We start from the raw sequence: 26,397 nt of genomic DNA on the forward strand, positions 1-26,397 counted from the left end.
TGACCGGAAACCGCCCACTACGGGGCGACGAGCTCCACAACCCCAGGGAGCGCTTTCGCCAGCTTCTGGTCCGCTGACAGCAGGACCCCGGCTCCGGCCACCTGCGCAGTGGCGGCGATCAAGGCATCGGGCAGCCTCAACCCCAGGTCATTCGCCCGCAGCCGGGCGGCCGCCGCCGCCACCGGTTCTGTGACCGCGAGCACCTCATCGAGAGCGGCCGTTCGGAAGGCGGCCAAGACCTCCTCGCCCGCCTGCCCCCTTCGCAGCGCGCCTACCCGGAGTTCCGCCCAGGTGACGGATGAGACGGCGAAGGATCCGCCCATGCCTTCCCACCGGAGCACGGCCTGCATGGCCACTGCGTGGAGGGCGTCATCGGGATCGATGATCGCGCTGACGATGTTGGTGTCGAGGACCACCAGAGGCATCGTCAGCCGGTCCACTCGTCACGGGAGGTTTCGACGTCGACGTCGGCCGAGAACCCAGGCAGGCTTCCCGCCAAGCCGGAGAAGCGGCTGCGGTGGCGGCGGATCACGATGTGGTCGCCCTCGTCGGAGATGTCGACCGGGTCACCGGGACCCATGCCAAGCTTGCGCAGCACGGCAGCAGGCAGCGTGACCTGGTTCTTACTGGAGATGCGCGCCGGGCCGGAACGCCGCCGGGTGCGCCGCTCGTCATCCATAACCTTTACCGTAGCTCGCACACGTAAAGATTAAGCATGTGACTTTCCGTGTGCAGTTCATTGCTGTACGTACGCTAGGAGGCGACGCGGTTGAAGGCCGCCGGGATGGCACACCTTCAAGCTGAACACATAACCAGTGCTACACTGGTTATGTGCTGGGGGTGTCATGGCGAACGTCACGCTGAGCATCGACGACGGCCTGCTGCGCCGGGCGCGCATCAAGGCGCTGGAGCAGGGCACCACGGTCAACGCCCTGGTGCGCCGCTATCTGGAGCGGTTCGTCGACGATGAGGAGTCTCGCGCCATCGAGACGATCCTGTCCGTCGCCCGGCGCAGCCAGGCCAGCTCCGGCCCCGGCGGCCGCACCTGGAGCCGCGAGGATCTCTATGAGCGCTAGCACGTTCATCGACACGAGCGTCTTCGTCTACGCCGTGGACGTGGCGGATCCAGGCAAACAAAAGCGCGCCCAGGACGCGCTGGCCCGCGCGACGGGCCCGACGGTCTCTCCGCAGGTGATGAGCGAGTTCTTCGTGGTCACGACCAGGAAGCTGGCCACGCCGCTGCCTCCGGAGGAGGCCGAGGAGATGATCGAGGCGATGGCGCTGCTGCGCTGCGTCCCGATCGACGCCGATCTCGTGCGAGCGGCGGTCGGCCTCGGCCGTCGGCACCGGCTCTCCCACTGGGACGCCCTCATGGTGGCGGCGGCTCAGCGCGGCGGCTGCGAGACCTTGCTGACGGAGGACCTCGCGGACGGCGCCGTCTACGACTCCGTCCGCGCGTGCAATCCCTTCAAACCCGGTCAGGACTGAACGCGATTGAAGGCCGCCGGGGCCAGGCTGTCCCCGCGCAACCAGGCGGCGATCACCCTGGCGATCCGCACACCTGCCTTGCCGTCCCAGAGCGCCGGCAGCTCCTCGGCCGGGATCGCCGCGCCGTCGGCGAGCATTTTGGAGGCGGCGGCGGCCAGCATTGCGGGGGTGACGAGCCGGTTGGTCCCGTGGCTGACGGTGATCGGCCGCTCGGTGTTGGGCCGGACCGTGAGGCAGGGCACGCCCAGCACGGTGGTCTCCTCCTGCACGCCGCCCGAGTCGGTGACGACCAGGGCGGCACCGCGCACCAGCGAGAGGAAGTCGACGTACCCCAGCGGGTCCACGATCCGCAGCCGCTCGCCGTTCACCAGGCCCGCCTCCGCCAGCCGCGTGCGCCCGCGCGGGTGGATCGGCACCACGACCGGGATCAGCTCGGTGACCTCCAGCACGGCCGAGACCAGCTCGCGTGCCGCCTCGGGGGTGTCGACGTTGGCCGGGCGGTGCAGGGTGCCGACCGCGTACCGCTCGGGCAGGCCGAGCCGCTCCACGACCGGGGCGGGATCGAGCTGGGGCAGCGCCGCGAACAGGCTGTCGATCATCGAGTTGCCGACCAGGTGGACCTTCCGCGGGTCCACGCCCTCGGCCGCGAGATAGGACAGCGCGTCCGGCGAGGTCGCGAACAGCAGGTCCGCCAGCGAGTCGGTGACGATGCGGTTGACCTCCTCCGGCATGGTCCGGTCGAAGGAGCGCAGCCCGGCCTCCACGTGCGCGGTGGGCACGCCGAGCTTGGCGCACACGAGGATCGCGGCCAGCGTGGAGTTGACGTCGCCGTAGACCACGACCAGGTCGGGCGAGTGCTGGACCACGACTTCCTCCAGCCCCACGAGCAGGGCGGCGGTCTGCCTGGCGTGCGTCCCGGACCCGACGCCGAGGTTCGCCAGCGGCTCGGGCAGGCCGAGGTCGGCGAAGAACACGTCCGACATGAGCGCGTCGTAGTGCTGGCCGGTGTGGATGATCCCCTGCCGGACGCCGAGCCCTTCCAGCGCGCGCACGACCGGGGCGGCCTTGACGAAGTTCGGCCGGGCGCCCAGGACGTGCAGGACCAGGGGGTTCTCCCTCATTGACCTCGCCTTTCTGAGCGGAGGGGGACAAACGTTGCCTATGGTACGGTCCTCGTCGTGGTATCCGATGCCAGTCGACCGAAGTCCTCACAGGTAAGCGCGAAGTCGGCCAGGGCCGGTGTCGGTGGTCTCGTCAAGGGGTTCGTCCAGCACCCCGTCATCGTCTCCCGCGTCGTCTTCTCCAAGGTCAAGTCCGACCCGGTGCGGGTGGCGCAGGCCGCCGCCGACGCGCTTCCCCCGCGGCTGCGCCCCATCGTGGGCCGGTTCGCCTGGCCGGCGGCGCGCAAGGTCCGCCACGTGGTGCGCAAGGTCGGCATGCGGCTGATCCAGGCGCCGTGGAACGAGGCGAAGGAGCACTGGGACAAGGGCCGCGTCACGCTGGCCGCCGAGACGCTGCGCCAGCACGCGAAGTATCCCTTCGTCAAGCGCCGCATGCAGTACTACCAGGGCGAGCTGGCCGCGATCAGCCCCGATCCCATCCCGCCAGGGCCGAAGGTCCACATCGAGGGCCGCGTGCCGGGCCGGGTGCTCCACCTCGTCACCAACGCCCTGCCGTACACCCAGGCCGGCTACACGGTGCGCACGCACCGCATCGTCACCGCGCAGCGGGCCAAGGGGCTCGACCCGCACGTCGTCACCAGCTGGGGCTGGCCGCTGCTGCAGGGCCACGCGACGGCCGAGCCGTACGAGGAGATCGACGGTATCCCCTACCACCGGCTGCTGCCCGACGGCCGCGGCGAGGTGCCGTTCGAGATGCGCGGGCGCATGGTCCGCGGCGCCGAGGACGTGACCGAGCTGGTCAGGAGGCTGCGCCCGCAAGTGCTGCACGCCGCGACCGACCACCGCAACGGCTCGGTGGCGCACGCCGTGCGCGAGCGGACCGGCACGCCGTTCGTCTACGAGGTGCGCGGCTTCCTGGAGGAGACCTGGGCCTCGCGCGACCCCGAGCGGATCGGCAGCGAGCGGCACGTGCTGCAGCGCGAGCGCGAGGCGTTCCTCATGCGCGAGGCCGACGCCGTCGTCACGCTCGCCGAGACGATGGCCGCGGAGATCGTCGAGCGCGGGGTGCCCCGCGAAAAGATCTACCTTGCGCCCAACGCGGTGGACGACTCCCTGCTGACCGCCGACTACGACGGCGAGGCCTTCCGCCGGGCGTACGGCATAGCCGACGGCGAGGTCGTGGTGGGCTCGGTGTCGAGCATCGTGGCCTACGAGGGCTTCGCCACCCTGCTGCGCGCCGCGGCGATCCTGCGCGACCAGGGCACGCCGGTGCGCGTGCTGATCGTGGGCGACGGCGCCGAGCGGGACAACCTGCTGGAGCTGGCGGCCGAGCTGCGGCTGGCCGACGCGGTCCTGCCCGGCCGGGTCGGCCCGGAGGAGGCCCTGCAGGCCCAGGCGGCCATCGACATCTTCGCCTGCCCGCGCGAGGACCTCCAGGTCTGCCGGCTGGTGACGCCGCTCAAGCCGGTCGAGGCGATGGCGCTCGGCAAGCCGGTCGTGCTCAGCGACCTGCCCGCGCTCGCGGAGCTCATCGGCACCGAGGGGGCCGGCGTGCTGGTGCCGCCCGGGGATCCCGGCGAGCTCGCCAAGGCCCTGGCCGCCCTCCGCGAGGACCCCGCGAAGCGGGCCGAGATGGGCGAGGCCGGGCGGGCCGAAGTGGCGGCGAAGCGGACCTGGGGCCGCGTTGCCGAGACCTACCGGGATCTGTATGGTTCCCTTGGCGTTTGATCACCTCATGTTTGCTGTCTGTTCTGACGGTTTCCGTCGCATTAGGCGTGAGCTAGGTGGACTTGAGATAACCTTTGCGACCATGAGGTGTTGTTTCCGGCTCCCCAAGGTACAGCTGTGACAGATTTCGACTTGGCTGTCATCGGGCTGGGATACGTCGGCATGCCGCTGGCCAAGGAGGCCGTGGCGGCAGGGCTGCGCGTCGTCGGCCTGGACGTGGACGCGCGCAAGGTCGACTCGCTCAACGCGGGGCGCTCCTACATCGACGACCTGACCGACGCCGACCTCGAGCACATGCTGGCCAACGGGTTCGGCGCCACGCTCGACGAGTCCGTGCTGGCGAAGAGCAACACGATCGTCATCTGCGTGCCCACCCCGCTGGACGAGGACCACCGTCCCGACCTGTCGGCCGTGGAGGGCGCCACCAAGGCGGTGGCGCGCAACCTCACCCCCGGCACGCTCGTGGTGCTGGAGTCCACCACGTGGCCCGGCACCACCGACGAGGTGGTCAGGCCGCTGCTGGAGTCCTCGGGGCTGACGGCCGGAGCCGACTTCCACCTCGCCTTCTCGCCGGAGCGCATCGACCCGGGCAACCCCAAGTTCGGCCTGCGCAACACCCCCAAGGTCGTCGGCGGCTACACCGCCGCCTGCCGCGACCGGGCGGCGGAGTTCTACGCCCGGTTCATCGAGCAGGTCGTGCCGGTCAGCGGCACCCGCGAGGCCGAGATGGCCAAGCTGCTGGAGAACACCTACAGGCACGTCAACATCGCCCTCGTCAACGAGATGGCGATCTTCTGCGACGAGCTGGACATCAACCTGTGGGAGGCGATCGAGGCGGCGGCCACCAAGCCGTTCGGCTTCCAGAAGTTCCTGCCCGGTCCGGGCGTGGGCGGCCACTGCATCCCCGTCGACCCCTCCTACCTGTCCTACACGGTCCGCAAGCTCGGCTACCCGTTCCGGTTCGTCGAGCTGGCCCAGGAGATCAACGAGCGCATGCCGTCGTACGTGGTCAACCGCGTGCAGCGGCTGCTCAACCGGCACCGCAAGGCGGTCAACGGCGCCCGGGTCGTCCTGCTCGGCGTCACCTACAAGCCGGACATCTCCGACGAGCGTGAGACCCCGGCCCTGCCCGTGGCGCGGCAGCTGCTGGAGCTGGGCGCCGAACTGTCCTTCGTGGACCCGCACGTCAAGGAGTGGAAGGTCGACGGCACCCCGGTGCCGCGTGAGGAGGACCTGGCCGAGGCGGTGGCCCGCGCGGACATGACGCTGCTGCTGCAGCAGCACGCGGCCTTCGACCTCGACATGATCGAGGAGCGGGCCAGGCTCGTGCTCGACACCCGCGGTGTGCTCACCGAGGGTGAACGCATCGAGCGGCTCTAGCGACGGGAGGGCTGCGCGCAGTGCACGTGCTCGTCATGACGGTGGTGCATCACCCCGAGGACGCGCGGATCCTGCACCGCGAGATCCGCGCGCTCGTCGATGCCGGTCATGAGGTCACGTACGCCGCGCCGTACACCGCCCGCGGAGTCGTGCCCCGCCCCTGGGTGACCGGCGTCGACCTGCCGCGCGCCGCGGAACGCAAGCGCATCGCGGCGGTGTGGGCCGCGCGCAGGCTGTTCAAGAAGATGCGCGACAAGGTCGACCTCGTGCTGATCCACGACCCGGAGCTGCTGTTCGCGGTCTGGGGGGTGCGCAACCGGCCGCCGGTGGTGTGGGACGTGCACGAGGACACCCCGGCGACGCTCTCGCTCAAGCCGTGGCTGCCGTCGTTCCTGCGCCCGCCCGTCCGCTTCCTGGCCCGCCTGCTGGAGGGTACGGCGGAGCGGCACCTGCACCTACTGCTGGCCGAGACCGCCTACGCGGGCCGGTTCAAGCACGCCCACCTGATCGTGCCCAACGAGACGTGGGTGCCGGACACGGTGGTCCCGCCCGGCGACGACCGCGTGGTCTACCTGGGCTGGCTGTCGTGGGCGCGCGGCGTCCAGGAGGCCGTCGAGGTGGCCCGGCTGCTCCAGCCGTACCGGATCGCGGTGGAGCTGATCGGCTACGCCGACCCGCAGTCCCGGCCGATGCTCAACCAGGCGGTGGCCGAGGGCGTGCTGGAATGGCGCGACTTCATGCCCAACGACGAGGCGCTCAAGCGGCTCGACGGCGCGCTGGCCGGGCTGTCGCTGCTGCACGACGAGCCCAACTACCGGCACTCGATGCCCACCAAGATCGTCGAATACATGGCGCACGGCATCCCCGTCATCACCACGCCCTCGCCCCGCGCGGTCGAGCTGGTCGAACGCTATGACAGCGGTGTCGTGGTGCCGTGGAAGGACCCCAAGGCCGTGGCGCAGGCCGTCCTGACCCTCCGCGACGACGAGCAGGAACGGCGGGCGCAGGGAGCGCGCGGGTACGCCGCCGCCCGCGCCAACCACCACTGGCCGAACTCGGCGCGCAGGTTCGTGGCGCAGCTGGAGGCCTGGGCCGGGGTCAAGAAGTAACGCCGTGCGCTGGCTGACCGTGCTCCTCGGAGCGGTGATCCTCGTCGCCGTCGCGACCGTCGTCACGGTGCTGCGCGGCCCGAGCGAGGAGCCGCCGCCCGCCAAGGTGAGCGCCCCCACCCCGACGGCCGCCCCCTCGGAGGCGCCCACGCCCAAGGTGAGCGAGTTCACCGACCCCTGCGGCTCGTTCTCCTCCGACCGCAAGGCCGACTACGCGATCACCGGCTACTGGATCATGCCGTCCAGCAACCCGTGCACGTGGCGGCACCAGCTGGAGCAGATCCACCAGGTCGGCGGCGACACGGTCATCAGGATCGGGCACGGCCTGCAGTACCGCTACGTCGACGAGCAGGGCAGGATCCTCAAGAACAACGAGGTGGACCCGCTCTACGAGCCGTGCGTGGAGAACGGCGTGACCTGCGTCGAGGCGGCCAAGGCGGACCTGGCGCGGCTCGGGCCCGGCAACCGCATCGCCCGCGTGTACGTCTACCGGAGCGACGAGGGGTACGGCCCCGGCCTGTTCCGCTGCCCCCAGCTGGAGCACACGATCCCGGCGGGCAAGCGCGTCTACTACCGCGTCGTGGCGCCCACCGACGGCTCCGACCCCGACAGCTGCGACTTCAGCCGGCCGCAGAACTACGACCTCATCCTCATCGCCGCCGCGCCCCCGGACAAGGACAGCCTGACCGAGCTGCTGGAGCTGGGCGAGCGGTTCGGCGTGCGGGTCTTCCCGTCGCTGCCGCTGGCGCCCCGCGACCCCAAGACGCCCACCAGGGCCAACCGGACCCACATCGGCACGCTCACCACGCTCACCCGCCGGATCCTGCAGGACTACGGGCGGCGCTTCCGCGACAACGAGTACCTGGGCGGCGTCTACCAGCCCTTCGAGGTGCAGATGTCGGCCACCCTGGCCGGCAACCCCACGCTGGAGGTCTACGCCTCCCAGCACGACATCGTCGAGCAGGAGCTGCCCGACAAGGAGATCCTGATCAGCCCCTACCTCGACGCGCGCAAGCGGGTCGGCTTCGGCCAGACCCCCAAGCAGGTCGCCGAGGGGTTCAAGGCGCTGGCCAGGACCGGGGTGGGGATCATCGCGCCGCAGGACAGCCGCGGCACCGGCAAGGTGGGCCTGTTCTGGCCCGACCAGCGCGACGCCGAAGTCGACGAGCGGCTGCGGCCCGTGGTCGGCGAGACGACGTACGGCGACGCCTACCACGGCTCCACGCGCGACTACTACCGCGAGATGTCGCTGGCGCGCGAGGAGATGATGGAGGAGGGCTACGAGGTCGCGCTGTGGGCCAACATCGAGGCCTTCGAGCCCTCCGGCGACCGGCCGTGCGCGCCGCAGGGCACGCGCGGCAAGACCGACAAGAAGCGCCTGGACCAGGCGGTCACCATGGCGGGGCGGTATGTCCAGAAAATCGTCTCCTACATGTGGAGCGATTTCATGACATGTGGTGATCCGTCGCTGTCGGCGGAGCTGGTCGCCGACCAGGACCGGCCCATCGTCGTGGACGCCATCCGGCAGGTGGAGAGCGGCGACGGCATCGAGGTCCGCGGCTACCGGCTCGACGGCGGCACCGTCACGCTCACCTGGTCCGGCGGGTCGGCCGAGCTGCCCATCGCGATGGCGACGGAGGCGCTGATGGACCTGCCGCTGCGGATGCAGTCCGCCTGGGTCCCCTTCGACTGGAACCAGGTCCCCCCGGGCGAGTGGGTCCGCCTGGCCGTACGGTCCCCGGCGGGCAAGGAGACCACCGAGCCGCTGCACATCCGCCTTCAGCCCTGACAGCGTGTAACGTTCCTCCATGGTCCCCAGGATTCCGGTGAGCGTGGACCTCGTCGTGCTGACGGTGCGGCACAGCTCCCTGTGCGCCCTGGTCTGGCGGCGCGACAACCCGCCCTACCTGCGCCGCTGGTCGCTGTCGGGCGGCTTCATCCAGCTGGACGAGGACCTGCCCGACGCCGCCCGGCGCATCCTGGCCGAGCGCGCCGGCCTGCCCGGCGCCCCGGTCCACCTGGAGCAGCTGCGCACCTACGGCTACCCCGACCGTGACCCGCGCCAGCGCGTGCTCAGCGTCGCCTACCTCGGCCTGGCCCCCGACCTGCCCGCCTCGGAGCAGGCGCACATGGCCTGGGTCCCGGTCGAGGACCTGACCGTCATGGCCTTCGACCACCGCCGCATCATGCTCGACGGCATCGAGCGCGCCCGCGCCAAGCTGGAGTACACCTCGCTCGGCGCCGCCTTCTGCCCGCCCGAGTTCACCGTCGCCGACCTGCGGCGGGTCTACGAGATCGTCTGGGGGCGGCCGCTGGACCCGCGCAACTTCCACCGCAAGGTCACCAAGGCCCACGGCTTCCTCGTCGAGACCGGCGAGACCACCACGCGCGACGGCGGCCGCCCGGCCAAGCTGTACCGCCGCGGCCCGGCGGAGCTGCTGCATCCGCCGATGCTGCGCTCCCTGAAGGAGTAGGCGGGCCGCGCGGCGTACGGCCCGCCCTCGGATGTCAGCCGGTCGTGTCAGCCGGTCGTGTCAGCTCGTCGGGAAGTTGTCCGGCGTGCGGATGCGGTCACGCATGTAGACGCCCGACTCCTTCAGCACGCCCGTGCCGGCGTAGGTGCTGCCGTTGCAGGTGCCCGCCTTGAAGGCGGCGCTGCTCTCCTCGTGGTCGGAGAAGGTCCAGTTGGCGTAGCTGATCTTGTGCTGGTCCAGCAGGTTCAGCCACGCGGTGGTGCTGGCCAGGTCGACCGTGCCGCCGCCGGTGTAGGTGACGGTGCCGAACTCGGTGACGAACAGCGGGAGCCTGGTGGCCGCGCGGGCGACCGTGCTGCGGTAGTTGTCGCCGTGGGAGGCGGCGTAGAAGTGGAAGGCGTACATGACGTTCGGCGCGTTGACCGGGTTGTTGACGATCTCGCTCTCGTTGGAGCCCTCGGAGACGCCCAGCGAGGACCAGGCGCGGGTGCCGACGACGACCACGGCGTCGGGGTCGTTGGCCCGGATGACCGGGATGACCTGCTCGGCGTAGCTCTTGATCGTCGCCCAGCTCACGCCGTTGGGCTCGTTGGCGATCTCGTAGATGACGTTCTTCTTGGCCGCGTTGCGCGCCGAGACGGCGGCGAAGAAGGTCTTGGCGCGCTCGAGGTTGTACATCGGGTCGCCGGGGGTGAGGATGTGGAAGTCGATCAGCGCGTACATCCCGCGCGCCTCGGCCATGTCGACCAGCGTGTTGACCCGGTTGGTGAACTCCGCCGGGTTGGTCTCGTAGCCTTGCTCCTGGACGTACATGGCGATCCTGAACAGGTCGGCCTTCCAGTCGCCTGCGAGCGCGTCGAGCGAGGCGTTGTTGTAGCACTTCGCGAACCACTGGATGCCGTGGGTGCTCATGCCGCGCAGCTGGATCGGCTTGCCGTACTGGTTGCACAGGTTGACGCCGCAGACGCGCAGCTGGCCGTTGATCTCCACCGGGGTGCCGTTCGGGTTCGACGTCGGGGTCACGGTTGGGGTCACGGTTGGGGTCACGGTCGGCGTGGGCGTCGTGACGCTGCCCGTGCAGGTGACGCCGTTGAGCGTGAAGGTCTGCGGCGTGGGGTTGGCCGTGGTCCAGGTGCCGTTGAAGCCGATGGTCGTGCTCGCCCCGGTGGCCAGCGAGCCGTTGTAGTCCAGGCTGCGGGCGGTGACCGCGCTGCCCTGCTGGCTGTAGGTCGCCGACCAGCCGTGGCCGACCTTCTGGCCGGAGTCGGGGAACGTCCAGGCGAGGGTCCAGCCGTTGACCGGGTCGCCGAGGTTCTTGATGACGATGTTGGCGGTGAACCCGCCCTGCCAGGTGTTGGCGGTGTAGGTGACCGCGCAGCCGGAGGCGGCGGCCGTCGCCCTCATGGCGGGCACGAGCATCAACGCACCGAGGACTAAGGCGATGACGGCGCCGGCGGTGAGGCGGCCACGGTGTTGATGGCGCACGATGGTTGACCTTTCGCATTCCGGGAGCATCAGGGCGGGAAGCTAACAACCGGTCCCCGGGACTGCCCAGCATCGGGAAGCCACCCGCTCCCGCGCTCCGCGCATCGCTCCAGCTCAGGTACGGCCCGCCGGAGCCGCCCCGGTGAAACTTTCACGAACCCGTGAAGGAATCGGCGGCAGCGGCGGAGGAGGAGTGTGACAGTTGTGAAACCCAGCCGGAGCGCCGTGTGAAGGTGCCTTCCGAAGTGACCCGTCCCCCTTCGACGCTCGCCGACTTCGAGGAGGTCTACGACCGCCACTTCGAGGAGATCCACGGCTACCTCGCCGGGCGGCTCGGCGCGGAGGCGGCCGACGACCTGGCCGCGGAGACCTTCGTGGTGGCCTTCAGGAAGCGGGCGAGCTTCGATCCCGGGCGCGGCGCCGTCCGTCCATGGCTGTACGGCATCGCCACCAACCTCGTCGCCCAGCACCGCCGCAGCGAGGCACGCAGGCTGGCGGCGCTGCGCCGGGCGGCGCCCGAGCAGGCGCAGGAGGGCCCCGAGGAGCAGGTGGTCGACCGGCTCGCGGTCGCGGGCGCACAGGGGCGGCTCGCGGCCGAGCTGGCCGGGCTGGCCGACGGCGACAGGGACGTCCTGCTGCTGGTGGCGCTGGGCGAGCTCAGCTACGAGGAGGTCGCGCAGGCCCTCGGCATCCCCTACGGCACGGTCGGCTCCCGGCTCAACCGGGCGCGCAGGAAGCTGCGTGCCGCCCTGAACGGACTTTACGGAGGTGGCGATGAATGACCTGGAGGCAGTGCGGGCCGCGCTGAAGGCCCCGCCGCCCGCGCCGGAGGTCAAGCGGGCCGGGCGCGCCCGGCTGGCCGCCGCGGCGCTGGCGGACCCGCCGGACCGGCACCCGGTACGGCGCAGCCGCCGCGCCGCCCGGTGGAGCACGCTGGCGATCGGCCTGGCGGGAGCCGCGGCGGCGGTCGCCCTGGCGTTCTCCAGCGTGCACGCGCCCCCCGACGCCCAGCGGATCCTCCTGGCCGCCGCGACCGAGGTGGCCCGGACCCCGGACCAGGGCGCCTGGTGGGGCACCACGGTGATCCACGGCCGGCAGTTCCACGACCCCGCTCGCCGCTACGTCCTGCGGCAGACCGAGTCGGAGGAGGTCTGGATCCCCGCCGACCCGGAGGCGCCCACCTGGTACCGCCTGACATACCTGGGCACGGCGCCCGCCACGCCCGAGGACGAGGCCGCGTGGCGGGCGGACGGCTCGCCCGCGAGCTGGACCTTCCCGGCCGGCGCCCTTCCCCGGAGCATGTGGCGTTTCCCCGACGCGGTCCAGGCGGCCCCCCGCGGGCCGGCCACCTGGTCGAGCGAGGACTGGGACCTCCGCGTCGTCATAGCCGGCAAGCCGCTGACCCGGATGAGCGAGGTCTCCCTGGACGCCGTGCGCGGCGGCGACCGGGCAGCCGTCGACAGCCTGGCGCGCCTGCTGGTCTTCGCGCCCGTCGCGAGCGAGACGCGGGCCGAGGCCTACCGGTTGCTGGCCCGGATGCCGGGCGTCACCCCGGTGGGCGAGGTGACCGATCCGCTGGGCCGTACCGGACAGGCCGTGGAGTACTCCTCGGCGGAGTACGGCGGCAGAGTCCGGCTGGTGATCGACCCCGGCACCGGTGCCCCCCTGGCCATCGAGAAGCGGGGGACCAGCGGTGACGGGCCGCAGCCGGTGGAGTTCACCGCCGTCCGGCAAGGCCGCTGGGCGGACGACAATCCCTTGAAGGAGAAACCATGAGATTCGCTGCCATCACCGGTGTGACCACCCTGGCGCTTTTGGCAGCACCGGCTCCCGCGGCCCAGGCCGCGCCCCCTGAGGGCAAGTACTGGCAGGTGGCGGCCGTCTACAGCATGACGCATCCCCGCCCGGTGGGCAGCGGGTACTGGCTGGCCGAGCGCAGAGCCTCCACCGAGTGGCTGACCCCCGACGGCAGGGCCTGGCACGGCTATCGCCCGCTCGGCGCCCGGCCGCTGACGCCCAAGGACGAGGCCGCCTGGAAGGCCGACGGTTCGCCCACCTCGTGGAGCTACCGCACCGAAGGCATGAAGATCACGCTGTCGGCCGAGCCCGGCAAGGGCTACGTCAAGCAGGACGAGAACCGCCCGCGTGGCTTCGACCTCACGGGAGAGGCGAAGTTCGTCTCCTACCAGGAGCTCCAGGCGTTGCCGGCGCAACCCGCCGCCCTGCGCGCGCGCCTCGTCGCCGACATCAGGGAATGGATGGCCAAGGCCGCCGAGGAGGCCAAGACGACGGACCCGAAGGCCAAGCCGGAGGACTGGACCTCCCGCCTGGACTTCTACGTGGCGGAGGGGCTGGCGAGGTTGATGTACGCCAATCCGGTGCCCAAGCCGGTCCGCGCCGCGGCGTTCGAGGCGCTCAAGAGCACCAAGGGCGTGCAGGCGCCGGGCCGGGCCAAGGACCTGCTGGGGCGGGCCGGGCAGCGCCTGACGTGGAAGGACTCCGGCATCACCCGGACGGTCCTCGTGGACACCGGCACGATGACGCTGCTGTCGTCGAGCTTCGACGCCGCCGTCAAGGCCAAGTCGCGCGTGGAGACCTACACCAAGGTCGGCTGGACCGACGACGAGCCCGCGGTTCCCGCCGCCTCCTAGACAGGGGCGTCCGGCAGGCAGCGGGGCGTGCCGTGCAGATCGTCGAGCACGACACGCCCCGCCACCCCGAAGACCTCGGCGAGCAGGCCCGTCGTGATCACATCCTTCGGCTTGCCGTCGGCCCACACCCGGCCTTGGTGCAACGCGACGATGCGTTCGGCGAAGCGCGCGGCGTGGTCCAGCTCGTGCAGCACTGTCACCACCGTCAGGCCACGCGCCGCGCGCAACGACCGCACGAGCTCCAGCACCTCCAGCTGGTGGCGGATGTCCAGGTGCGCGGTCGGCTCGTCGAGCAGCAGGACGCCCGTGTCCTGGGCGACCGCGAGGGCCAGCCGTACCCGCTGGCGCTCCCCGCCGGACAGCGTGTCCAGCACCCGGTCGGCGAGGTGCGCGACCCCGGTCAGCTCCAGGGCCTCATCCACCGCGTCCGGCTCCCCGAGCATGCCGAACGGCCCCCGATGCGGGTAGCGGCCCTGGCGCACGAGCTGCCGCACGGTGAGCCCGGGCACCGGCGGCAGGCTCTGGTGGAGGACGGCGACGCGACGGGCCACCTCGCGGCGCGACAGCGACGCCAGCGGCGTGCCGCCGAGGAGGATCCGCCCCGACGTGGGCTGGAGCAGGCCGGCCATCAGCCGCAGGAGCGTGCTCTTGCCGCACCCGTTGACCCCTGCCAGCGCCACGAACTCCCCGGGCGCGACCGTCAGGTCGACCCCCGCGAGGATGGGGCGCGGGCCGTACGAGAAGTGCAGGTCCCTGACCTCGATGCTCATTGCGATCTTCCCAGTCTGGCGAGGACGGCGGCTCCGGCCAGGGCGGTGACCACCCCGGTGGGGACGCCGAGCCGATGCGTGTCGTCGAGCAGGTGCACGGCGAGCTGGGCCAGGGTGTCGGCGCCCGCCAGCGCCACGGCGCCGGCCACCGCGGCGGTGGGCACGCCGCCGCCGAGCCGGCGCGCGGCGTGCGGGGTGACCAGCCCGACGAAGGCGATGGCGCCGGACAGGCCGGCCGCTCCCGCGGTGAGGGAGATCGCCACGGCGAGCGCGACGCCCCGGCCCACGCCCGGGCGCAGCCCCAGCGCGGCGGCGTGCTCGTCGCCGGGCGCGAGGACGGCGAGCATCGCCGAACAGGCCCAGGCCACCGCGATCCATCCCGCGATCCACCACGACGTGAAGCCCAGGTGTTCCCACACCCGGCCCTCCACCGAGCCGACGAGCCAGCGCAGGGCGTTGCCGAACCGGCTGGGCTGGTAGGCCAGCAGCATGGTGGCGATCCCGGCCAGCAGCGCGCTGCCGAGCAGGCCGTACACGACCAGTTGGACCGGATCGCGGCGGGCCGCGAACAGCCAGGTGATCCCGCCACCGAGCGCGCCGCCCAGCAGCGCGGCCGCCAACGCCCCGGCCGCCGAGTCCGCGGGCACGACGCCCAGCGTGAGACCGGCCAGGATGCCGAGCACCGCGCCCGGGTTGACGCCGGAGAACTCGGGCGCGGCCATCGGGTTGCGCAGCGCCGTCTGCAGGACGTATCCGGCCACGCCCAGGGCGGCGCCGGTGAGCACCGCGGTCAGCAGCCTGGGCAGGCCGAGCTCCCAGACGATCCGCTCCTCCAGGCCGCCCGCCGTACCGTCCAGCAGGCCGGTGAGCGCGGTGACGGGCCGCCCGGCGGCGAGGAGGTGCGCGGTCGCGACGGCCGCGAGCAGAACAGCCGCCGCGACCGCACGCCCGGCGGTCATGCTCTCCTCACGAGGACGGCCGCCGCCACCACCCCGGCGAGCGCGGTCCACGCCCCGAGCGGCGTCTCGACGGGCGCGAACGCCAGCCGGGCGGCCAGGTCCGCCGCCAGCGTGACGAGCGCCCCGAACGCGGCCGACCACGGCAGCCACGTCCGGGCGTCGGCCCGTGGCCGCAGCCGCCTGGCCAGGAGCGGAGCCAGAAGGCCCACCCAGGCGACGGGCCCGCAGGGACCGGTCACGCAGCCGACCAGCAGGGCCGCGACGGTGAGCACGCCGAGCCTGGCGCGGTGCACCCGGCTGCCGAGCGAGGCCGCCGCGTCGTCGCCGAGCCGGAGCAGGCCCAGTGCGGGCACGCACAGCACCACGAGCGGCAGCGCGGCGGCCAGCCACGGCAGCGTCCGGCCCGCCTGCTCCCACATCAGCCCGGACAGGCTGCCCACGAGGTAGCGGAACAGCATGTCGTACTGGAGCCGGTCGGCGGTCGCCATGACGGCCAGCAGCAGCGCCTGGATCGCGCTGGAGACGGCCGCGCCCACGAGCAGCACCCCGCCCGCCGTCCTGGCCGCCCGGGCGGCGGCGAGGGTGAGCAGCCCGCCGGCGACGGCGCCCAGCAGCCCCATGACGGGGTACAACGGGAAGGGCACCGGCAGCGCCCACACCACGCACACGCCCACGGCGAGCGCGGCGCCCGTGGAGACGCCGATCATCTCGGGGACGGCCAGCGGGTTCCGCAGCGATTCCTGCAGCAGGAGCCCCGCGGCGCCGATCGCCGCCCCGCCCGCCAGGCCGACCAGCACGCGGGGGACCCGCAGCTCCCAGACCACGACCCCGGCGACGGCGTCGCCGGTCAGGAGGTCCTGCGGCGCGACGAACGGCGTGCCCAGGCACAGCCCGGCCAGCCCCAGCGCGCCCAGCCCGATCCCCGCCGCCCACGGCGCGACCGGGATGCTCACCCCGCGGCCTTGGCGAGCGCCTCGTCGAGGATGACGCCGAACGCCCGGGTGCCCCGGCCCGACGCCCACAGCTCCGGCTGCACCTCGAAGACCTTGCCGGACGCCACGGCCGGGACGCGCCTCCACACCGGGTTGTCCTTGAGATGCTCGCTCACCGAGGTGCCGAAGGACTGGACGAAGATCACCTCGGGGGCCTTGGCGAGGATCTCCTCCAGGCTGTAGGCCTGGGCGGTCTCGAAGCCGCCGCCCTTGCTCGGCCACGGGTAGGCGAAGAACCGGGACATGAAGTGGCCGAGCACGTCGTCGGTGGTGTTCACGCCCACCGAGGTGCCGCCGTACATCGCCAGCACCGGCTTCCTGTCCAGCCCCGCCGCCTTGGCGCGGGCCATGCCGTCGGCCAGCTTCGCCCGGAACCGGCTCTCGGCCGCCGCCTGCTGCCGCCCGCGGTCGGTCAGCCGGGCGAGCGCCCGCAGGTAGCCGATGGAGTGCTCGTAGGACTTCACCTCCACCACCCACAGCGGCGCGAACTTCTCCACCGCGGTCCTGAGCTGGTCGTGCACCCCGGCCAGGCCGATCACCAGGTCCGGCCGGGCCTCGGCGATCTTGGAGACGTCCTCGCCGCCGAAGCTGCCGGGGATGACCGGCACCTTGGCCCCCTCCGCGCCCAGGTAGTCGGGCCGGGACAGGAGCTTGGGCGTGGTCGTGGCGACGGGCTTGAGCCCGAGCTCGACGAGGGCGTCGTCGCACAGGCCCGTCAGGCAGACGATCCGCTCGGGTTTCCTTGGGAGGGTGATGGTCCTGCCGTGGGGGTCGGTGACCGTCAGCGCCGCGCTGACGGGGGTCACCTGTGCCGCCGGGTCCGCCTGCGGGGTGGTGGCGGCCTGCGGGCTGGTGTCGGTCTGCGGCTTGCTCTGGCCGCCGCAGGCCGACACCAGCGCGAGCGCCACGAGTGCGATCAGGTGCTTGCTCATTACCCGGCTCATCGCCCGACCTTGTCCACGGTGTCGTGGCCGGGGACGACGACCGTGACCGCGCCGCCGCCCTCCAGCGAGGTCGGCGTGGCGATGGTGCCCACCACCTTGCCGAGGTCGGGGGAGATGACCGAGATCTTGCCGGTGCCGCCGCCGGTCACGTAGGCCAGCACGCCGGAGGGGTCCAGGGCGATGCGGCGCTTCTGGGCGGCCCACGGCGACTGCCCGGGAACCGGCCCGCCCGGCAGCGGCGGCAGCTGCACGCGGGTGGTGACCTGGCCGGTCTTCACGCTCACGAAGGCGACCTGGTCGCCGCCGGGCCGGTGGAGGACGTACCCGGCGTACCGGTCCGAGAGCCCGTGCCGGAACAGGAACCCGGTGCCCAGCTCCGCCGTGGTCGTCCGGCCGCTGTCGGGGACGACCGTGAAGGCGTCGTGCTTCCAGTTCTGCCAGTCGTCGCCCGACTCGTCGGAGGTGTAGGTGACGAGCTTCTCGCCGGTCACGCGGACGTAGTAGGCGCGCCCGCTGTCCGGCCACGGCACGGTCCTGACGGGCTGGAGCCTGCCGTCCACGACCCGCGCCGTGTCCAGGCCCGCGTCGGTGGCGCCGAGCACCAGGCCGCCCGCGTGCGCCGCCTCGCCGTGCCCGTGCTCGCCGGTCGCCAGCGTGCTCGTGGGCTCCAGGTGCGCGCCCGGGTTGGCCAGGATGCCGGCGATGGGGAAGGTCTCCAGCTCGCCGTCGCCCCGGTGCACGACCGTGCCGCCGCTGACGACGACACCCGGGTGCTCGCTGTCCACCTCGATCGTGGCGGGCCGGTACGTCGTGAGGTCGACGACGGTCAGGGTGCCGTGCGGCTCCTCCTCCGCCGGCTCCTCGTGGTCGTGCGCCCCGGCCGCCGCCACGACGGCGTAGCGGCCGGTCTCGTCGGCGGCGATGTGGGTGGGCTCGCCTTCGGGGAGCCTGGCCGTTCCCACGACCTTGGGCGTGCCGCCCACCTGCAGGGCGACCAGCTCGCCGGCCGCCTCGTCCACGAACAGCACCCGGCCGTCGCGCAGCGGGAGCATCCCCGCGTGGTCGGCGAAGGTCCGCCCGGTGATCGTGGCCAGCTTCTTGTTCGACGGGACCGCGTACACGTGCACGCTTCCCGCGGCGGCGTCGGCCACCACCAACCGGGCCGCCGGCGGGAACCGCCCGCCGGCGTCCGCCGAGGCGGGCTGGGCGTGCAGGGCGGCAAGGGCCAGTACGGCTACCGCGCCGGCCGAGAGGGCGCTGCGGCGCATGGATCCTCCTAGGGTTGAGCTCTGGACAATGAAAATCATTATCATTTACGCTCTCGTGGCAGCAAGGGGCAGGACCGGACTTGTCCCTCAAATCACGAAAGGAGAGCTGATGGAGCAGTTCGACGAGGTCCCGGTGTTCTCGCCGGTCGTCACGGCCACCCAGCTGGCCCCGGCGCACCCGACGTGCAACCACGCCCTGGTGGCCGACCTGTTCGACGACGACCAGGCCTGACCCGCTCGTGGTGCCGCGCCGTCCGCGGGCGCGCGGCACCACCCCGGACCGGAAAGGACCGCGCATGACCCTCGCGCCCGGTGTCTCGATCTTCGACCTGGACGGCACGGCCGTGCTGCGCACGCCCGACGGGGAGTTCCTCGCCGTCAACGCCGAGGTCGGCCCGGATCTCGGCGGTCTCGCGCCCGCCGTGGCCGAGGCCTTCTCCCGCGCCGGATTCCTGGCTCCGGACAGCGAGTGCGCGCCGGCGGCCGTGGCGGTGGCCGGGGACGGGCTGATCGCGCAGTCGCTGGCCGGCCTGGTGGACCGCACGCCGTTGAGTCTCGTGCCGTCGATCGAGGAGGCCGACGTGGTGAGCTGGGCCTGCGACGGGCTGCCGCCGCAGCGGGAATGGGCCGCCCTCGACGCCGAAGTGGGCCGCATCGCCTGGCAACGCTGCTCGGTCGAGGGCGCGACCGCCGTCATCGAGCCCATCGCCGTCGCCCCGGGGGACGTCACGCACGAGCACGTCCGCCTGCGCCGCCTGGCCGCCTCCGACAGCCCCGGCCACCTGGCCGCCTACTGGGCCACCACGCCGCTGCACGCAGCCCCGGCGGTGACCCCGGTTACCGCCGCGTTCGTCGCCTCCCTGCTCGCCGCCGACCTCCTGGCCTGGGCGCACGGCCACCCGCGCACCCGCACCCTGCGCCTGGCCGACCTGCGGACCCAGCGCGTCGCCGACCACCCGATCCTGCCCGTCCCGCCCCACGACCCCCGCCGGGAGGTCCGGTGATGACGGTGCTCCGCGAGGGGTTGCGCACGCCCGGCGGCCTGGTCTGCGACGCCGTCCTGCCCGCCGCGACCGGCCGCTGGCCCGTGCTCGCGATCCGCACGCCGTACGGCAGGAGCCGCCACCTCGCCGAGGCCCACGGCTGGGCCCGCAGGGGCATGGCCGCCGTGGTCCAGGACGTGCGAGGCCGTCACGAGTCGCCGGGCGAGTGGCGCCCCTACGCCCACGAGCACCACGACGGCCCCCTGTTCGCCGCATGGCTGCGCGACCAGCCTTGGTGCGACGGCCGGGTGATCGCCTACGGCTCCTCCTACGCCGCCCACTGCGCTCTCCACATGGACGCCGACGCGATCGTGGCCGCCGTGCCGGCGCTGGGGCCGGCCGAGACCGCGCGGGAGGCGACGGGCGTGCCGAGGCTGTACTCGCCCGTGTGGTGGTGGAGCACGTACGGCGCCTGCCGTACCGAACGGCCCGGCCTGCTGGACACGCGCCTCGCCCACGACCCGCTCGCCCTCCACGAGCCGCCCGCGCGCATCCCGGCCCGCCTCGGGCTGGACCTGCCGGGCCTGGAGGAGGCGTGGCGAGCGCCGCGCGAACCGGCGATCTGCGGCCGGGTGCCGCTGCTGAGCCTCGCGGGGCTGTACGACCCCTTCCTGGACGCGGCCGTCGGCCTGTGGCGGGGCTGGAGCGGCCCGGCCGAGCTGGTGGCCGGACCCTGGCAGCACGATCTGGGCCTGATCCACCGCGAGCGCAACGGCGACCGCCCGCTGCTGCACGCCGAGAAGGTGACCCGGTTCGTCACGCGCTGGGTGGACCGCGTGCTGGCCGGAGAGGAGCCGTCCGGCGCCACGCTCGCCGTCGAGTCGACACGCGACTGGATCGGCTCCCTGGGCGGGGACGCGCTGGAGGTGCCCTTGAAGGGCGAGGGCCGCTTCGAGGCCGACCCCGCCGACCCGTTCCCCTCGGCGATGGGCCCCGTCGACGTGTCGCGCCCGCGCGCCGACGCCGTCGTCGCCGTGAGCGAGCCGTACGAAGGCGTCGCCGCCGGGCGGCCCCGCGTGACCTTCCAGGGGCACTTTCCGGGGCACATTCAGGGGCGCATTCAGGGGCACTGGGTGGCGCGCCTGTCGGAGGCCCTCCCCGACGGCAGGGCCGTCCAGCTCGGCCACGCCGTGGGCGAGACGACCGACCTGACGCTCCCCACGATCGTGCACCGCTTCGCGCCCGGCTCCCGCCTGCGCGTCGAGATCGCGGCGCACCACTTCCCCCTGCACGTGCGGCACCCGCACACCGACGACGACCCGCTGACCGCGACGACGCTGCGCCCTTCCGTCCGGGAGGTCGCCGGCGTCCGCCTGACCCTGGAGACCCCGTGATCGTGGACTCTGTGATCATTAGCCCGGTGTGCGGCGTGATCAAACGCATCACGAAATATCCGCAGCTGGACGGCATGCCGGACAGCTACCGCTGCCTCATCGCCGAGGTCGCCGACACGCGCCGCATCGGCCTCTGGCTGGCCGACCGGATCGCCGCCGGGACCTCCTTCGGCGACGAGGAGCAGGCCAGGCACGGCGCCATCGGCGAGGCCGTCGAGCGGTACTGCGGCAACAACATCCCCCGCGGCCTCCTGCGCGCGAGCGTCGCCGACCTCGGCGACCGGCCGCACCTCGGCCCCGCCGACCTGCCCTCCTTCAGCGCCGACCAGTACGGCAGGCCCGGCTTCCCGTACCGACCCTGGGAGGAGGACGAGCCGATCCTGTGGGCGCGCGGCGTGGACGGCGTGCTGGTGCCGGGCTCGTGGACCTACCTCAACTGGCACCAGGGGCCCCGCCGCGCCGAGCCACGCCACCATCACCTCAACTACGCCGGGATCGCGTGCGGCGTCGGCCTCGAGGACGCCGCTCGGCGCGCCCTCCTGGAGGTGATCGAGCGCGACGCCGTGACGCTCTGGTGGCACCTCGGCCTCCCGACCCGCGGCATCCGCGTCTCCTCGGTTCCCGGGCTGGCCGAGGCGTGGGCGGGCGCGCGGCTGGAACTGCACCTGGTGGAGGTGCCGTGCGAGTTCGGGGTGCCCGTGGTCGCCGCGCTGGCCTACGACCCGGTGCTGCGGATCCCGGCGGCCGGGTTCGCCTGCCGTACCGATCCGGTGGCGGCCTGCCTGAAGGCCGCGCAGGAGGCGGTGCAGGTGTGGATCGCCGCGCGTGGCCTGCTGGAGGAGGACGGGCCGGCCTTCGACGCCATGCGGCGCGGGGTCCTGGCCCGGCACTCCTACCTGCCGTGGCGCGCCGACCGCCGCTACCTCGACTCGGCGGGCGAGGGCTTCTCTGCCGTCCGCGACCTGGCCGCCCAGGCCCAGGTGTGGCTCGACGAGCGGCTCCACGGCCTGCTCTCGCGCTTCACCGCCCTGCCGCCGGCCGACGTGACCGAGATGGCCTCCGGCCCGCCCCGGCTCGGCGGCCGCCGCGTCGTCACCGTCGACCTGACCACCTCCGACATCGCCGAGACGCCGCTGCGCGTGGCCCGGGTCGTGGTCGCCGGGCTGCTGCCGAACAGCCCCGCCGCGTTCCCCTATCTCGGCTCCCCCCGCTGGAAACACGTCGCCGATCTCCACGGCGTCTCCGGCGCCGTCGACCCGACCCCGCCGCCGCACCTATGAGCACGCCGGCAGTACGGCAGGCCGAGGCCGCCGCCCGCGCCCCCTTCGACGGCGCCCCGCCCACGCCGGGCACGCAGCCGCGTCCCCGCTACCCCGGCCGCCCCGCCGAGGTGGCTCCCCGGGTGCTGGAGGTCGTGGACCTGGCCCTGGGCGTCTCCCGAGGCCGCCTGCGCCGGGTGCCCTCCGCGGGCGCCCTCTATCCGGTGGACGCCCACGTCATGGCCGGCGGGCGCCTGCTGGCCTTCGATCCGTTCCGCCACGTCCTGCGGGATCGGGGGCTCTCGTGCTCAGCCGTGCCGGGGGCCGTCGTGCTGCTGTCGCTGGAGCCGTCGCGCACGGTGTGGAAGTACGGCTCCCGCAGCCTGCCCAGCCTGCTCCTCGACCTCGGGCACGCGGCGGGCTCCCTGGCCGCGGCCGCCGCGTGCCTGGGCGTGGAGTGCCGCGTCTCGCTGGACGTGGACGCCCGCCGGATGGCCGTGCCGTACACCTTCGCCGCCGTCTGGCTCGCCCCTCCCGCCGCCACAGACGTGCTTCTCTGCGCCGGTACGGCCTGGAGGGGTACGGCGGAGCCCGGCCACACGCTCATCCGCCAAGCCCTCGACGACCTCGCCGAGGGCGGCACCACCTGGGAAGCCCCCGGCATGCCGCCCTTCCCGAGGCACGTCATCGAGTCGCGCCGCAGCGCCCCGCCGCCCTTCACCGGCGAGCTGGACCGCACCGACCTCCACGCCCTGCTCGACGGCACCCCGCTGATCGCCGCCACCCGCGACGGCCTGACCACCGCCGACGGCCCCGTCGGACGCGGCGACGCCCGCCCGGCCCTGGCCGCCTGGGCCACCGGTCAAGCCTTCCTGGCCGACGCGGCCGCCGTCCTCCTGGTCACCGCCGACCTGACCGGCTACCGGGCCGCCTACACCAGGGCCGGCCTGCTCGTGCACCGCGCCCTGCTCGCCGCCCACGCCCGCGGCCTGCCCGCCCGGCCCGTCGGCAGCTGGGGCCCGGCCGACCTCGGCGCCGCCCTCGGCCGGCCGCCCGGCACCCACGTGATCGTCCACGGAGCCGCCATCGGCGGCGGGAAGGACACCAAGTGATCATCCATCGCCGCCTGCTGCACCTGGCCGGCAGCGTCAAGGGCCCGATCGCCGCCTGCGTGGGGCTGGGCCTGCTGGTGAGCGCCGCCTACGTGGCGCAGGCCGTACTCCTCGCCGCCGCCCTGGCCGCCCTCGTGCGCGGCGACACCGCCGCGGTGGTCCGCCTGCTGGCCTGGACGTTCGCGGTCATCGCCCTGCGGGCGGCCCTGCTGTGGGCGAGGGAGACGGTCACGGTGTGGGCGGGCGCGCTGATCAGGGCCAGGCTGCGCGACCGGCTCGTCGCCCACCTGGACCGCCTCGGCCCGGCGCACCTCACCGGCGCCCGCACCGGCCACGTCCAGACCACGCTCGTGGACGGCGTGGAGGGCCTCGACCCGTATTTCAGCCGCTACCTTCCCCAGGTCGTGGTCACCTTCTGCGTGCCGGTGGGCCTGGTCGCCTGGCTGTTCACGGTCGACTCCGCGGCCGCCGCCGTCCTGGCCGTCGCCGTCGCGGGGGTGCTGATCATCCCGCGCTTCTGGGACGCGACGCTGCTCAGGAGGGGGCGCACGCGCTGGACCGCGTTCGCCGAGCTGGCGGCGGACTACCTGGAGGCGATGCAGGGCATGGCGACGCTGCGGGCGTTCGGCGCCGTCCACAGGCTGGGGACGAAGCTCGCGACCCGGGCGCACGACCTCTACGTGACCACGATGCGCCAGCTCAAGGTGTCGCTGGTGGAGACAGGGGTGAGCGCGTTCCTCATCCAGGCGGGCACCGCGGGCGCGATCCTGGCCGCCGCCACCGCGAGCACCCCATGGGGCGTGTTCGCGGTGCTCGTCATCACGGTGGAGTGCTTCCGCCCCGTGAAGAACCTCTCCGAGTACTGGCATGCCGGATATCTCGGGATCACGGCGGTCGACGGCATCGAGGAACTCCTCTCCGCCACGCCCGCCGTGGCCGACACCGGCACCCGGCGGCGCTTCCCCGCCCCTCCGGACATCACGTTCGACGACGTCACCTTCGCCTACCCGGGATCCGGCCGCCCCGCCGTCCACCGGGTGACCTTCACCGTCCCGGCCGGGCGGACCGTCGCCCTCGTCGGCCCCTCCGGCGCGGGCAAGACCACCCTCGCCGCCCTCCTCCAGCGCCACTACGACCCCGACCAGGGCCGCATCGCCATCGGCGGCGTGGACATCCGCGACCTGACGCTCGACACCCTGCGCCGCGGGATCGCGGTCGTCGCCCAGGACACCTACCTCTTCCACGGCACCGTCGCCGAGAACCTCCGCCTGGCCCGCCCGGACGCCACCGACGAGGAGCTGGTCGCCGCCGCCCGGCTGGCCGCCGCCCACGACTTCGTCGCCGCGCTCCCCGAGGGGTACGGCACGCGCCTCGGCGAGCGCGGCGCGACCCTGTCCGGCGGGCAGCGCCAGCGCCTGGCCATCGCCCGCGCCCTGCTGGCCGACGCGCCCGTGCTGGTGCTCGACGAGGCGACCTCGCACGTGGACGCGCGCACCGAGCAGGCCCTGGCCGAGGTACGGCGGGGCCGTACCTGCCTGATGATCGCCCACCGGCCCGACACCATCCGCCAGGCGGACCACGTCGTGGTGCTGGAGAACGGAACCGTCCTGGAGGCAGTCGCATGAACCCGTCCATCCGCTGGCTGGCCGGGGCGGTCGGCTCGCACCGCCGGGCCTTCCTGTCCACGCTCGCCGCCAACCTGCTGGGCCAGCTGGCCGTCCTGGGCGCCGCGGTGACGGGCGCCTGGCTGGTCGGCCGGGTGATCAGCGGGCAGACGGCGCCGTTCGACCTCGTGGGCGCGCTGCTCGGCGGCCTCGTCGTCGTGGCCACGCTGGCCGCCTGGTGGGAGACGTACGTCGCGCACGACCTGGCCTATCTGGTGCTGGCCCGGCTGCGCGGCCAGGTCTACGACGCGATCGCCCGCATCGCCCCCGCCCGGCTGCTGGGCCGCCGCAGCGGCGACCTGTCGGCGGCGGTGCTGTCGGACATCGAGACCCTCGAATGGCTCTTCGCCCACACGCTCGCCCAGCTCGTCACCGCGGCCACCGTGCTGGTCGCCGGAAGCGCGGCCGCCGCGCTGATCGACCCGCTGCTCCTGGCCGTCTCGCTGCCGCTGGCGGCGTGCGTGCTGACCGTGCCGCTGTGGCTGCGCAAGGCGTCACGCAAGCACGGCGACGAGTTGCGCGCGGCCACCGCCGAGCTGACGTCCGACGTGGTGGACACCGTGCAGGGCATGCGGGAGCTGGCCGCCTTCCGGGCCGTCGGCCGCCGCAGGGAGCTGCTGGCCGCCAAGACCCGCAGGCTCGCCCGCGCCCAGGCGGCCAACGCGGCGCGCGGCGGCCTGGAGGCGGCGGTCACCGACCTGCTCATCGCGGTCGCCGCCGCCGGAACCCTGCTGCTGGTGGCCACGGTCATCAGGTCGCCGGCCGACGCGCCGGTCGCCATGGTGCTCGCGGCCAGCTCGCTCGGGCCGGCCGCGCAGGTGGCGCTGCTGCTCAAGGAGTACGGCACGCTGCGCGCGGCGGCCGAGCGCGTGCACACGCTGGTGACCGCCCCGGCCAACGTCGCGCCGGTGTCCTCGCCGCGACCGGTCGGGGACAGACCGGACGTCGTCTTCGAGGACGTGCGGTTCCGCTACACGCCCGACGGGCCCGAGGTGCTGCGGGGGGTCTCGTTCCGCGTGCCGTACGGGAAGACCGTGGCTCTGGTCGGCGCGTCGGGGGCGGGCAAGTCGACGTGCGTGTCGCTGCTGCTGCGGTACTGGGACCCGGACGCGGGGCGGATCCTGGTCGGCGGGGTGCCGTTGCCGCAGGTGGAGGACCTGCACCGCCATGTGACGGTCGTGCCGCAGGACGTGCACCTGTTCGCGGGGACCGTCGCGGAGAACGTACGGCTGGGCGCGCCGGACGCCGACGTGGCGAGCGCCCTGCGGACCGCGCAGCTCGCGATGGATCCGGAGATCTCGGTCGGCGAGCGGGGAGTGACGCTCTCCGGCGGCCAGCGGGCCCGGGTGGCCGTCGCCCGGGCACTGGCCACCGGCGCGCCCGTGCTCGTGCTCGACGAAGCGGTGGCCAACCTCGACACCGGCAACGAGACGCGCCTGGCCGAGGCGCTGGAGGAGGCCGCCGAGGGCCGCGCCACGCTGGTCGTCGCGCACCGCCTGTCCACCATCCGCCGGGCCGACCACATCGTGCTGCTGGAGGACGGCCGGGTCGTGGCCGAGGGCTCCTACGCCGAGCTCGCCGACCGCCTATCGCACCTGGTCACAAGCGGGTCGTAA

At 73.2% G+C, this 26,397-nt stretch carries 26 protein-coding genes; 17 read left to right on the top strand and 9 right to left on the bottom strand.

Features of this window, described 5'->3' with window-relative positions:
- Positions 1–17 precede the first annotated feature (17 nt).
- Positions 18–416: a type II toxin-antitoxin system VapC family toxin gene (locus BSB02_RS01180; RefSeq protein WP_158088530.1), complete on the bottom strand. Its 399-nt coding sequence runs from the start codon at positions 414–416 to the stop codon at positions 18–20.
- 11 nt (positions 417–427) lie between these two features.
- Complete coding sequence (locus tag BSB02_RS01185) at positions 428–679, bottom strand: AbrB/MazE/SpoVT family DNA-binding domain-containing protein (protein WP_084955652.1); 252 nt, start codon at positions 677–679, stop codon at positions 428–430.
- Between the two features lie 166 nt (positions 680–845).
- Between BSB02_RS01185 and BSB02_RS01190 the strand changes: the two genes are divergently transcribed.
- Positions 846–1,076: a hypothetical protein gene (locus tag BSB02_RS01190; protein WP_084955653.1), complete on the top strand. Its 231-nt coding sequence runs from the start codon at positions 846–848 to the stop codon at positions 1,074–1,076.
- Entirely contained in the window at positions 1,066–1,488 is a 423-nt protein-coding gene (locus BSB02_RS01195; RefSeq protein ID WP_158088531.1) for a PIN domain-containing protein, read from the top strand. The genes BSB02_RS01190 and BSB02_RS01195 overlap by 11 nt, the downstream gene beginning before the upstream one ends.
- On the opposite strand, the gene wecB is transcribed toward BSB02_RS01195, so the two are convergent.
- Positions 1,479–2,609 (bottom strand): non-hydrolyzing UDP-N-acetylglucosamine 2-epimerase, encoded by a 1,131-nt coding sequence (gene wecB / locus BSB02_RS01200; RefSeq protein ID WP_084955658.1) that lies wholly within the window; start codon positions 2,607–2,609, stop codon positions 1,479–1,481. The genes BSB02_RS01195 and wecB overlap by 10 nt on opposite strands.
- 57 nt (positions 2,610–2,666) lie before the next feature.
- Here wecB and BSB02_RS01205 point away from each other — a divergent pair, with 57 nt between their 5' ends.
- From BSB02_RS01205 to BSB02_RS01225, 5 genes are all read left to right on the top strand, one after another.
- The gene (locus BSB02_RS01205) at positions 2,667–4,337 is read left to right on the top strand and encodes a glycosyltransferase family 4 protein (RefSeq protein ID WP_084955660.1); all 1,671 of its coding nucleotides are present in this window, start codon (positions 2,667–2,669) and stop codon (positions 4,335–4,337) included.
- Between the two features lie 117 nt (positions 4,338–4,454).
- Entirely contained in the window at positions 4,455–5,717 is a 1,263-nt protein-coding gene (locus BSB02_RS01210) for a nucleotide sugar dehydrogenase (protein WP_084955662.1), read from the top strand.
- A 20-nt stretch (positions 5,718–5,737) separates the two neighbouring features.
- Positions 5,738–6,826: a glycosyltransferase gene (locus BSB02_RS01215; RefSeq protein WP_084955663.1), complete on the top strand. Its 1,089-nt coding sequence runs from the start codon at positions 5,738–5,740 to the stop codon at positions 6,824–6,826.
- 4 nt (positions 6,827–6,830) lie between these two features.
- Positions 6,831–8,615, top strand: a complete 1,785-nt coding sequence (locus BSB02_RS01220) for a DUF4434 domain-containing protein (RefSeq protein ID WP_084955665.1) — start codon at positions 6,831–6,833, stop codon at positions 8,613–8,615.
- Between the two features lie 19 nt (positions 8,616–8,634).
- Complete coding sequence (locus BSB02_RS01225; protein WP_084955666.1) at positions 8,635–9,300, top strand: NUDIX hydrolase; 666 nt, start codon at positions 8,635–8,637, stop codon at positions 9,298–9,300.
- A 60-nt stretch (positions 9,301–9,360) separates the two neighbouring features.
- Here the strand turns inward: BSB02_RS01225 and BSB02_RS01230 are convergent, their stop codons facing one another.
- Complete coding sequence (locus BSB02_RS01230; RefSeq protein WP_240506090.1) at positions 9,361–10,785, bottom strand: cellulase family glycosylhydrolase; 1,425 nt, start codon at positions 10,783–10,785, stop codon at positions 9,361–9,363.
- Between the two features lie 245 nt (positions 10,786–11,030).
- Here BSB02_RS01230 and BSB02_RS01235 point away from each other — a divergent pair, with 245 nt between their 5' ends.
- Genes BSB02_RS01235 through BSB02_RS01245 form a run of 3 tightly spaced genes read left to right on the top strand, consistent with a single transcriptional unit; the run spans position 11,031 to position 13,436 of the window.
- Entirely contained in the window at positions 11,031–11,567 is a 537-nt protein-coding gene (locus BSB02_RS01235; protein WP_084956242.1) for an RNA polymerase sigma factor, read from the top strand.
- Positions 11,560–12,561, top strand: coding sequence for a hypothetical protein (locus BSB02_RS01240; RefSeq protein ID WP_143590120.1), 1,002 nt, complete (start codon positions 11,560–11,562; stop codon positions 12,559–12,561). Before BSB02_RS01235 ends, BSB02_RS01240 begins: the two co-directional genes overlap by 8 nt.
- Positions 12,558–13,436 (top strand): hypothetical protein, encoded by an 879-nt coding sequence (locus BSB02_RS01245; protein WP_084955671.1) that lies wholly within the window; start codon positions 12,558–12,560, stop codon positions 13,434–13,436. The genes BSB02_RS01240 and BSB02_RS01245 overlap by 4 nt, the downstream gene beginning before the upstream one ends.
- Here the strand turns inward: BSB02_RS01245 and BSB02_RS01250 are convergent.
- The 5 genes from BSB02_RS01250 to BSB02_RS40430 are packed head-to-tail and all read right to left on the bottom strand — an operon-like array spanning position 13,433 to position 18,369.
- Positions 13,433–14,206: an ABC transporter ATP-binding protein gene (locus BSB02_RS01250; protein WP_084955673.1), complete on the bottom strand. Its 774-nt coding sequence runs from the start codon at positions 14,204–14,206 to the stop codon at positions 13,433–13,435. The two genes, BSB02_RS01245 and BSB02_RS01250, sit on opposite strands and share 4 nt — an antisense overlap.
- Positions 14,203–15,165, bottom strand: coding sequence for a FecCD family ABC transporter permease (locus BSB02_RS01255; protein ID WP_084955675.1), 963 nt, complete (start codon positions 15,163–15,165; stop codon positions 14,203–14,205). The genes BSB02_RS01250 and BSB02_RS01255 overlap by 4 nt, the downstream gene beginning before the upstream one ends.
- Entirely contained in the window at positions 15,162–16,118 is a 957-nt protein-coding gene (locus BSB02_RS41205) for a FecCD family ABC transporter permease (protein ID WP_206184453.1), read from the bottom strand. Before BSB02_RS41205 ends, BSB02_RS01255 begins: the two co-directional genes overlap by 4 nt.
- Positions 16,115–17,089 carry an ABC transporter substrate-binding protein gene (locus tag BSB02_RS01265; RefSeq protein ID WP_084955677.1) on the bottom strand — a complete coding sequence of 325 codons (975 nt, stop codon included), beginning with the start codon at positions 17,087–17,089 and terminating at the stop codon, positions 16,115–16,117. Before BSB02_RS01265 ends, BSB02_RS41205 begins: the two co-directional genes overlap by 4 nt.
- Positions 17,090–17,097: 8 nt before the next feature.
- Entirely contained in the window at positions 17,098–18,369 is a 1,272-nt protein-coding gene (locus tag BSB02_RS40430) for a YncE family protein (protein WP_084955679.1), read from the bottom strand.
- Positions 18,370–18,478: 109 nt separating this feature from the next.
- On the opposite strand from BSB02_RS40430, the gene BSB02_RS42835 reads away from it, so the two are divergent.
- The 7 genes from BSB02_RS42835 (at position 18,479) to BSB02_RS01295 (ending at position 26,397) form a co-directional block, all read left to right on the top strand.
- Positions 18,479–18,601 carry a hypothetical protein gene (locus tag BSB02_RS42835; RefSeq protein ID WP_276206300.1) on the top strand — a complete coding sequence of 41 codons (123 nt, stop codon included), beginning with the start codon at positions 18,479–18,481 and terminating at the stop codon, positions 18,599–18,601.
- Between the two features lie 64 nt (positions 18,602–18,665).
- Positions 18,666–19,373 carry a hypothetical protein gene (locus BSB02_RS01275; RefSeq protein ID WP_084955681.1) on the top strand — a complete coding sequence of 236 codons (708 nt, stop codon included), beginning with the start codon at positions 18,666–18,668 and terminating at the stop codon, positions 19,371–19,373.
- Positions 19,373–20,746, top strand: coding sequence for a CocE/NonD family hydrolase (locus BSB02_RS01280; RefSeq protein ID WP_084955682.1), 1,374 nt, complete (start codon positions 19,373–19,375; stop codon positions 20,744–20,746). Before BSB02_RS01275 ends, BSB02_RS01280 begins: the two co-directional genes overlap by 1 nt.
- Positions 20,743–22,026 (top strand): YcaO-like family protein, encoded by a 1,284-nt coding sequence (locus BSB02_RS01285; protein WP_206184454.1) that lies wholly within the window; start codon positions 20,743–20,745, stop codon positions 22,024–22,026. The genes BSB02_RS01280 and BSB02_RS01285 overlap by 4 nt, the downstream gene beginning before the upstream one ends.
- Positions 22,023–23,117 carry a nitroreductase family protein gene (locus tag BSB02_RS39285; RefSeq protein WP_143590122.1) on the top strand — a complete coding sequence of 365 codons (1,095 nt, stop codon included), beginning with the start codon at positions 22,023–22,025 and terminating at the stop codon, positions 23,115–23,117. The genes BSB02_RS01285 and BSB02_RS39285 overlap by 4 nt, the downstream gene beginning before the upstream one ends.
- The gene (locus tag BSB02_RS01290) at positions 23,114–24,742 is read left to right on the top strand and encodes an ABC transporter ATP-binding protein/permease (protein WP_158088532.1); all 1,629 of its coding nucleotides are present in this window, start codon (positions 23,114–23,116) and stop codon (positions 24,740–24,742) included. Before BSB02_RS39285 ends, BSB02_RS01290 begins: the two co-directional genes overlap by 4 nt.
- A complete protein-coding gene (locus BSB02_RS01295) occupies positions 24,739–26,397 on the top strand; it encodes an ABC transporter ATP-binding protein (protein WP_084955686.1) in 1,659 nt (552 codons plus the stop codon). Before BSB02_RS01290 ends, BSB02_RS01295 begins: the two co-directional genes overlap by 4 nt.

This window comes from Thermoactinospora rubra (assembly GCF_002093975.1).
Classification (GTDB): domain Bacteria; phylum Actinomycetota; class Actinomycetes; order Streptosporangiales; family Streptosporangiaceae; genus Nonomuraea; species Nonomuraea rubra_A.

What these genes read in the sequence shown, in the direction of transcription:
- BSB02_RS01185 (WP_084955652.1), bottom strand. Translation starts at nt 679, where the DNA reads ATGGATGACGAGCGGCGCACCCGGCGGCGTTCCGGCCCGGCGCGCATC.
- BSB02_RS01190 (WP_084955653.1), top strand. Translation starts at nt 846, where the DNA reads ATGGCGAACGTCACGCTGAGCATCGACGACGGCCTGCTGCGCCGGGCG.
- BSB02_RS01195 (WP_158088531.1), top strand. Translation starts at nt 1,066, where the DNA reads ATGAGCGCTAGCACGTTCATCGACACGAGCGTCTTCGTCTACGCCGTG.
- wecB (WP_084955658.1), bottom strand. Translation starts at nt 2,609, where the DNA reads ATGAGGGAGAACCCCCTGGTCCTGCACGTCCTGGGCGCCCGGCCGAAC.
- BSB02_RS01225 (WP_084955666.1), top strand. Translation starts at nt 8,635, where the DNA reads ATGGTCCCCAGGATTCCGGTGAGCGTGGACCTCGTCGTGCTGACGGTG.
- BSB02_RS01240 (WP_143590120.1), top strand. Translation starts at nt 11,560, where the DNA reads ATGAATGACCTGGAGGCAGTGCGGGCCGCGCTGAAGGCCCCGCCGCCC.
- BSB02_RS01245 (WP_084955671.1), top strand. Translation starts at nt 12,558, where the DNA reads ATGAGATTCGCTGCCATCACCGGTGTGACCACCCTGGCGCTTTTGGCA.
- BSB02_RS01250 (WP_084955673.1), bottom strand. Translation starts at nt 14,206, where the DNA reads ATGAGCATCGAGGTCAGGGACCTGCACTTCTCGTACGGCCCGCGCCCC.
- BSB02_RS01255 (WP_084955675.1), bottom strand. Translation starts at nt 15,165, where the DNA reads ATGACCGCCGGGCGTGCGGTCGCGGCGGCTGTTCTGCTCGCGGCCGTC.
- BSB02_RS01265 (WP_084955677.1), bottom strand. Translation starts at nt 17,089, where the DNA reads ATGAGCAAGCACCTGATCGCACTCGTGGCGCTCGCGCTGGTGTCGGCC.
- BSB02_RS40430 (WP_084955679.1), bottom strand. Translation starts at nt 18,369, where the DNA reads ATGCGCCGCAGCGCCCTCTCGGCCGGCGCGGTAGCCGTACTGGCCCTT.
- BSB02_RS42835 (WP_276206300.1), top strand. Translation starts at nt 18,479, where the DNA reads ATGGAGCAGTTCGACGAGGTCCCGGTGTTCTCGCCGGTCGTCACGGCC.
- BSB02_RS01275 (WP_084955681.1), top strand. Translation starts at nt 18,666, where the DNA reads ATGACCCTCGCGCCCGGTGTCTCGATCTTCGACCTGGACGGCACGGCC.
- BSB02_RS01280 (WP_084955682.1), top strand. Translation starts at nt 19,373, where the DNA reads ATGACGGTGCTCCGCGAGGGGTTGCGCACGCCCGGCGGCCTGGTCTGC.
- BSB02_RS39285 (WP_143590122.1), top strand. Translation starts at nt 22,023, where the DNA reads ATGAGCACGCCGGCAGTACGGCAGGCCGAGGCCGCCGCCCGCGCCCCC.
- BSB02_RS01295 (WP_084955686.1), top strand. Translation starts at nt 24,739, where the DNA reads ATGAACCCGTCCATCCGCTGGCTGGCCGGGGCGGTCGGCTCGCACCGC.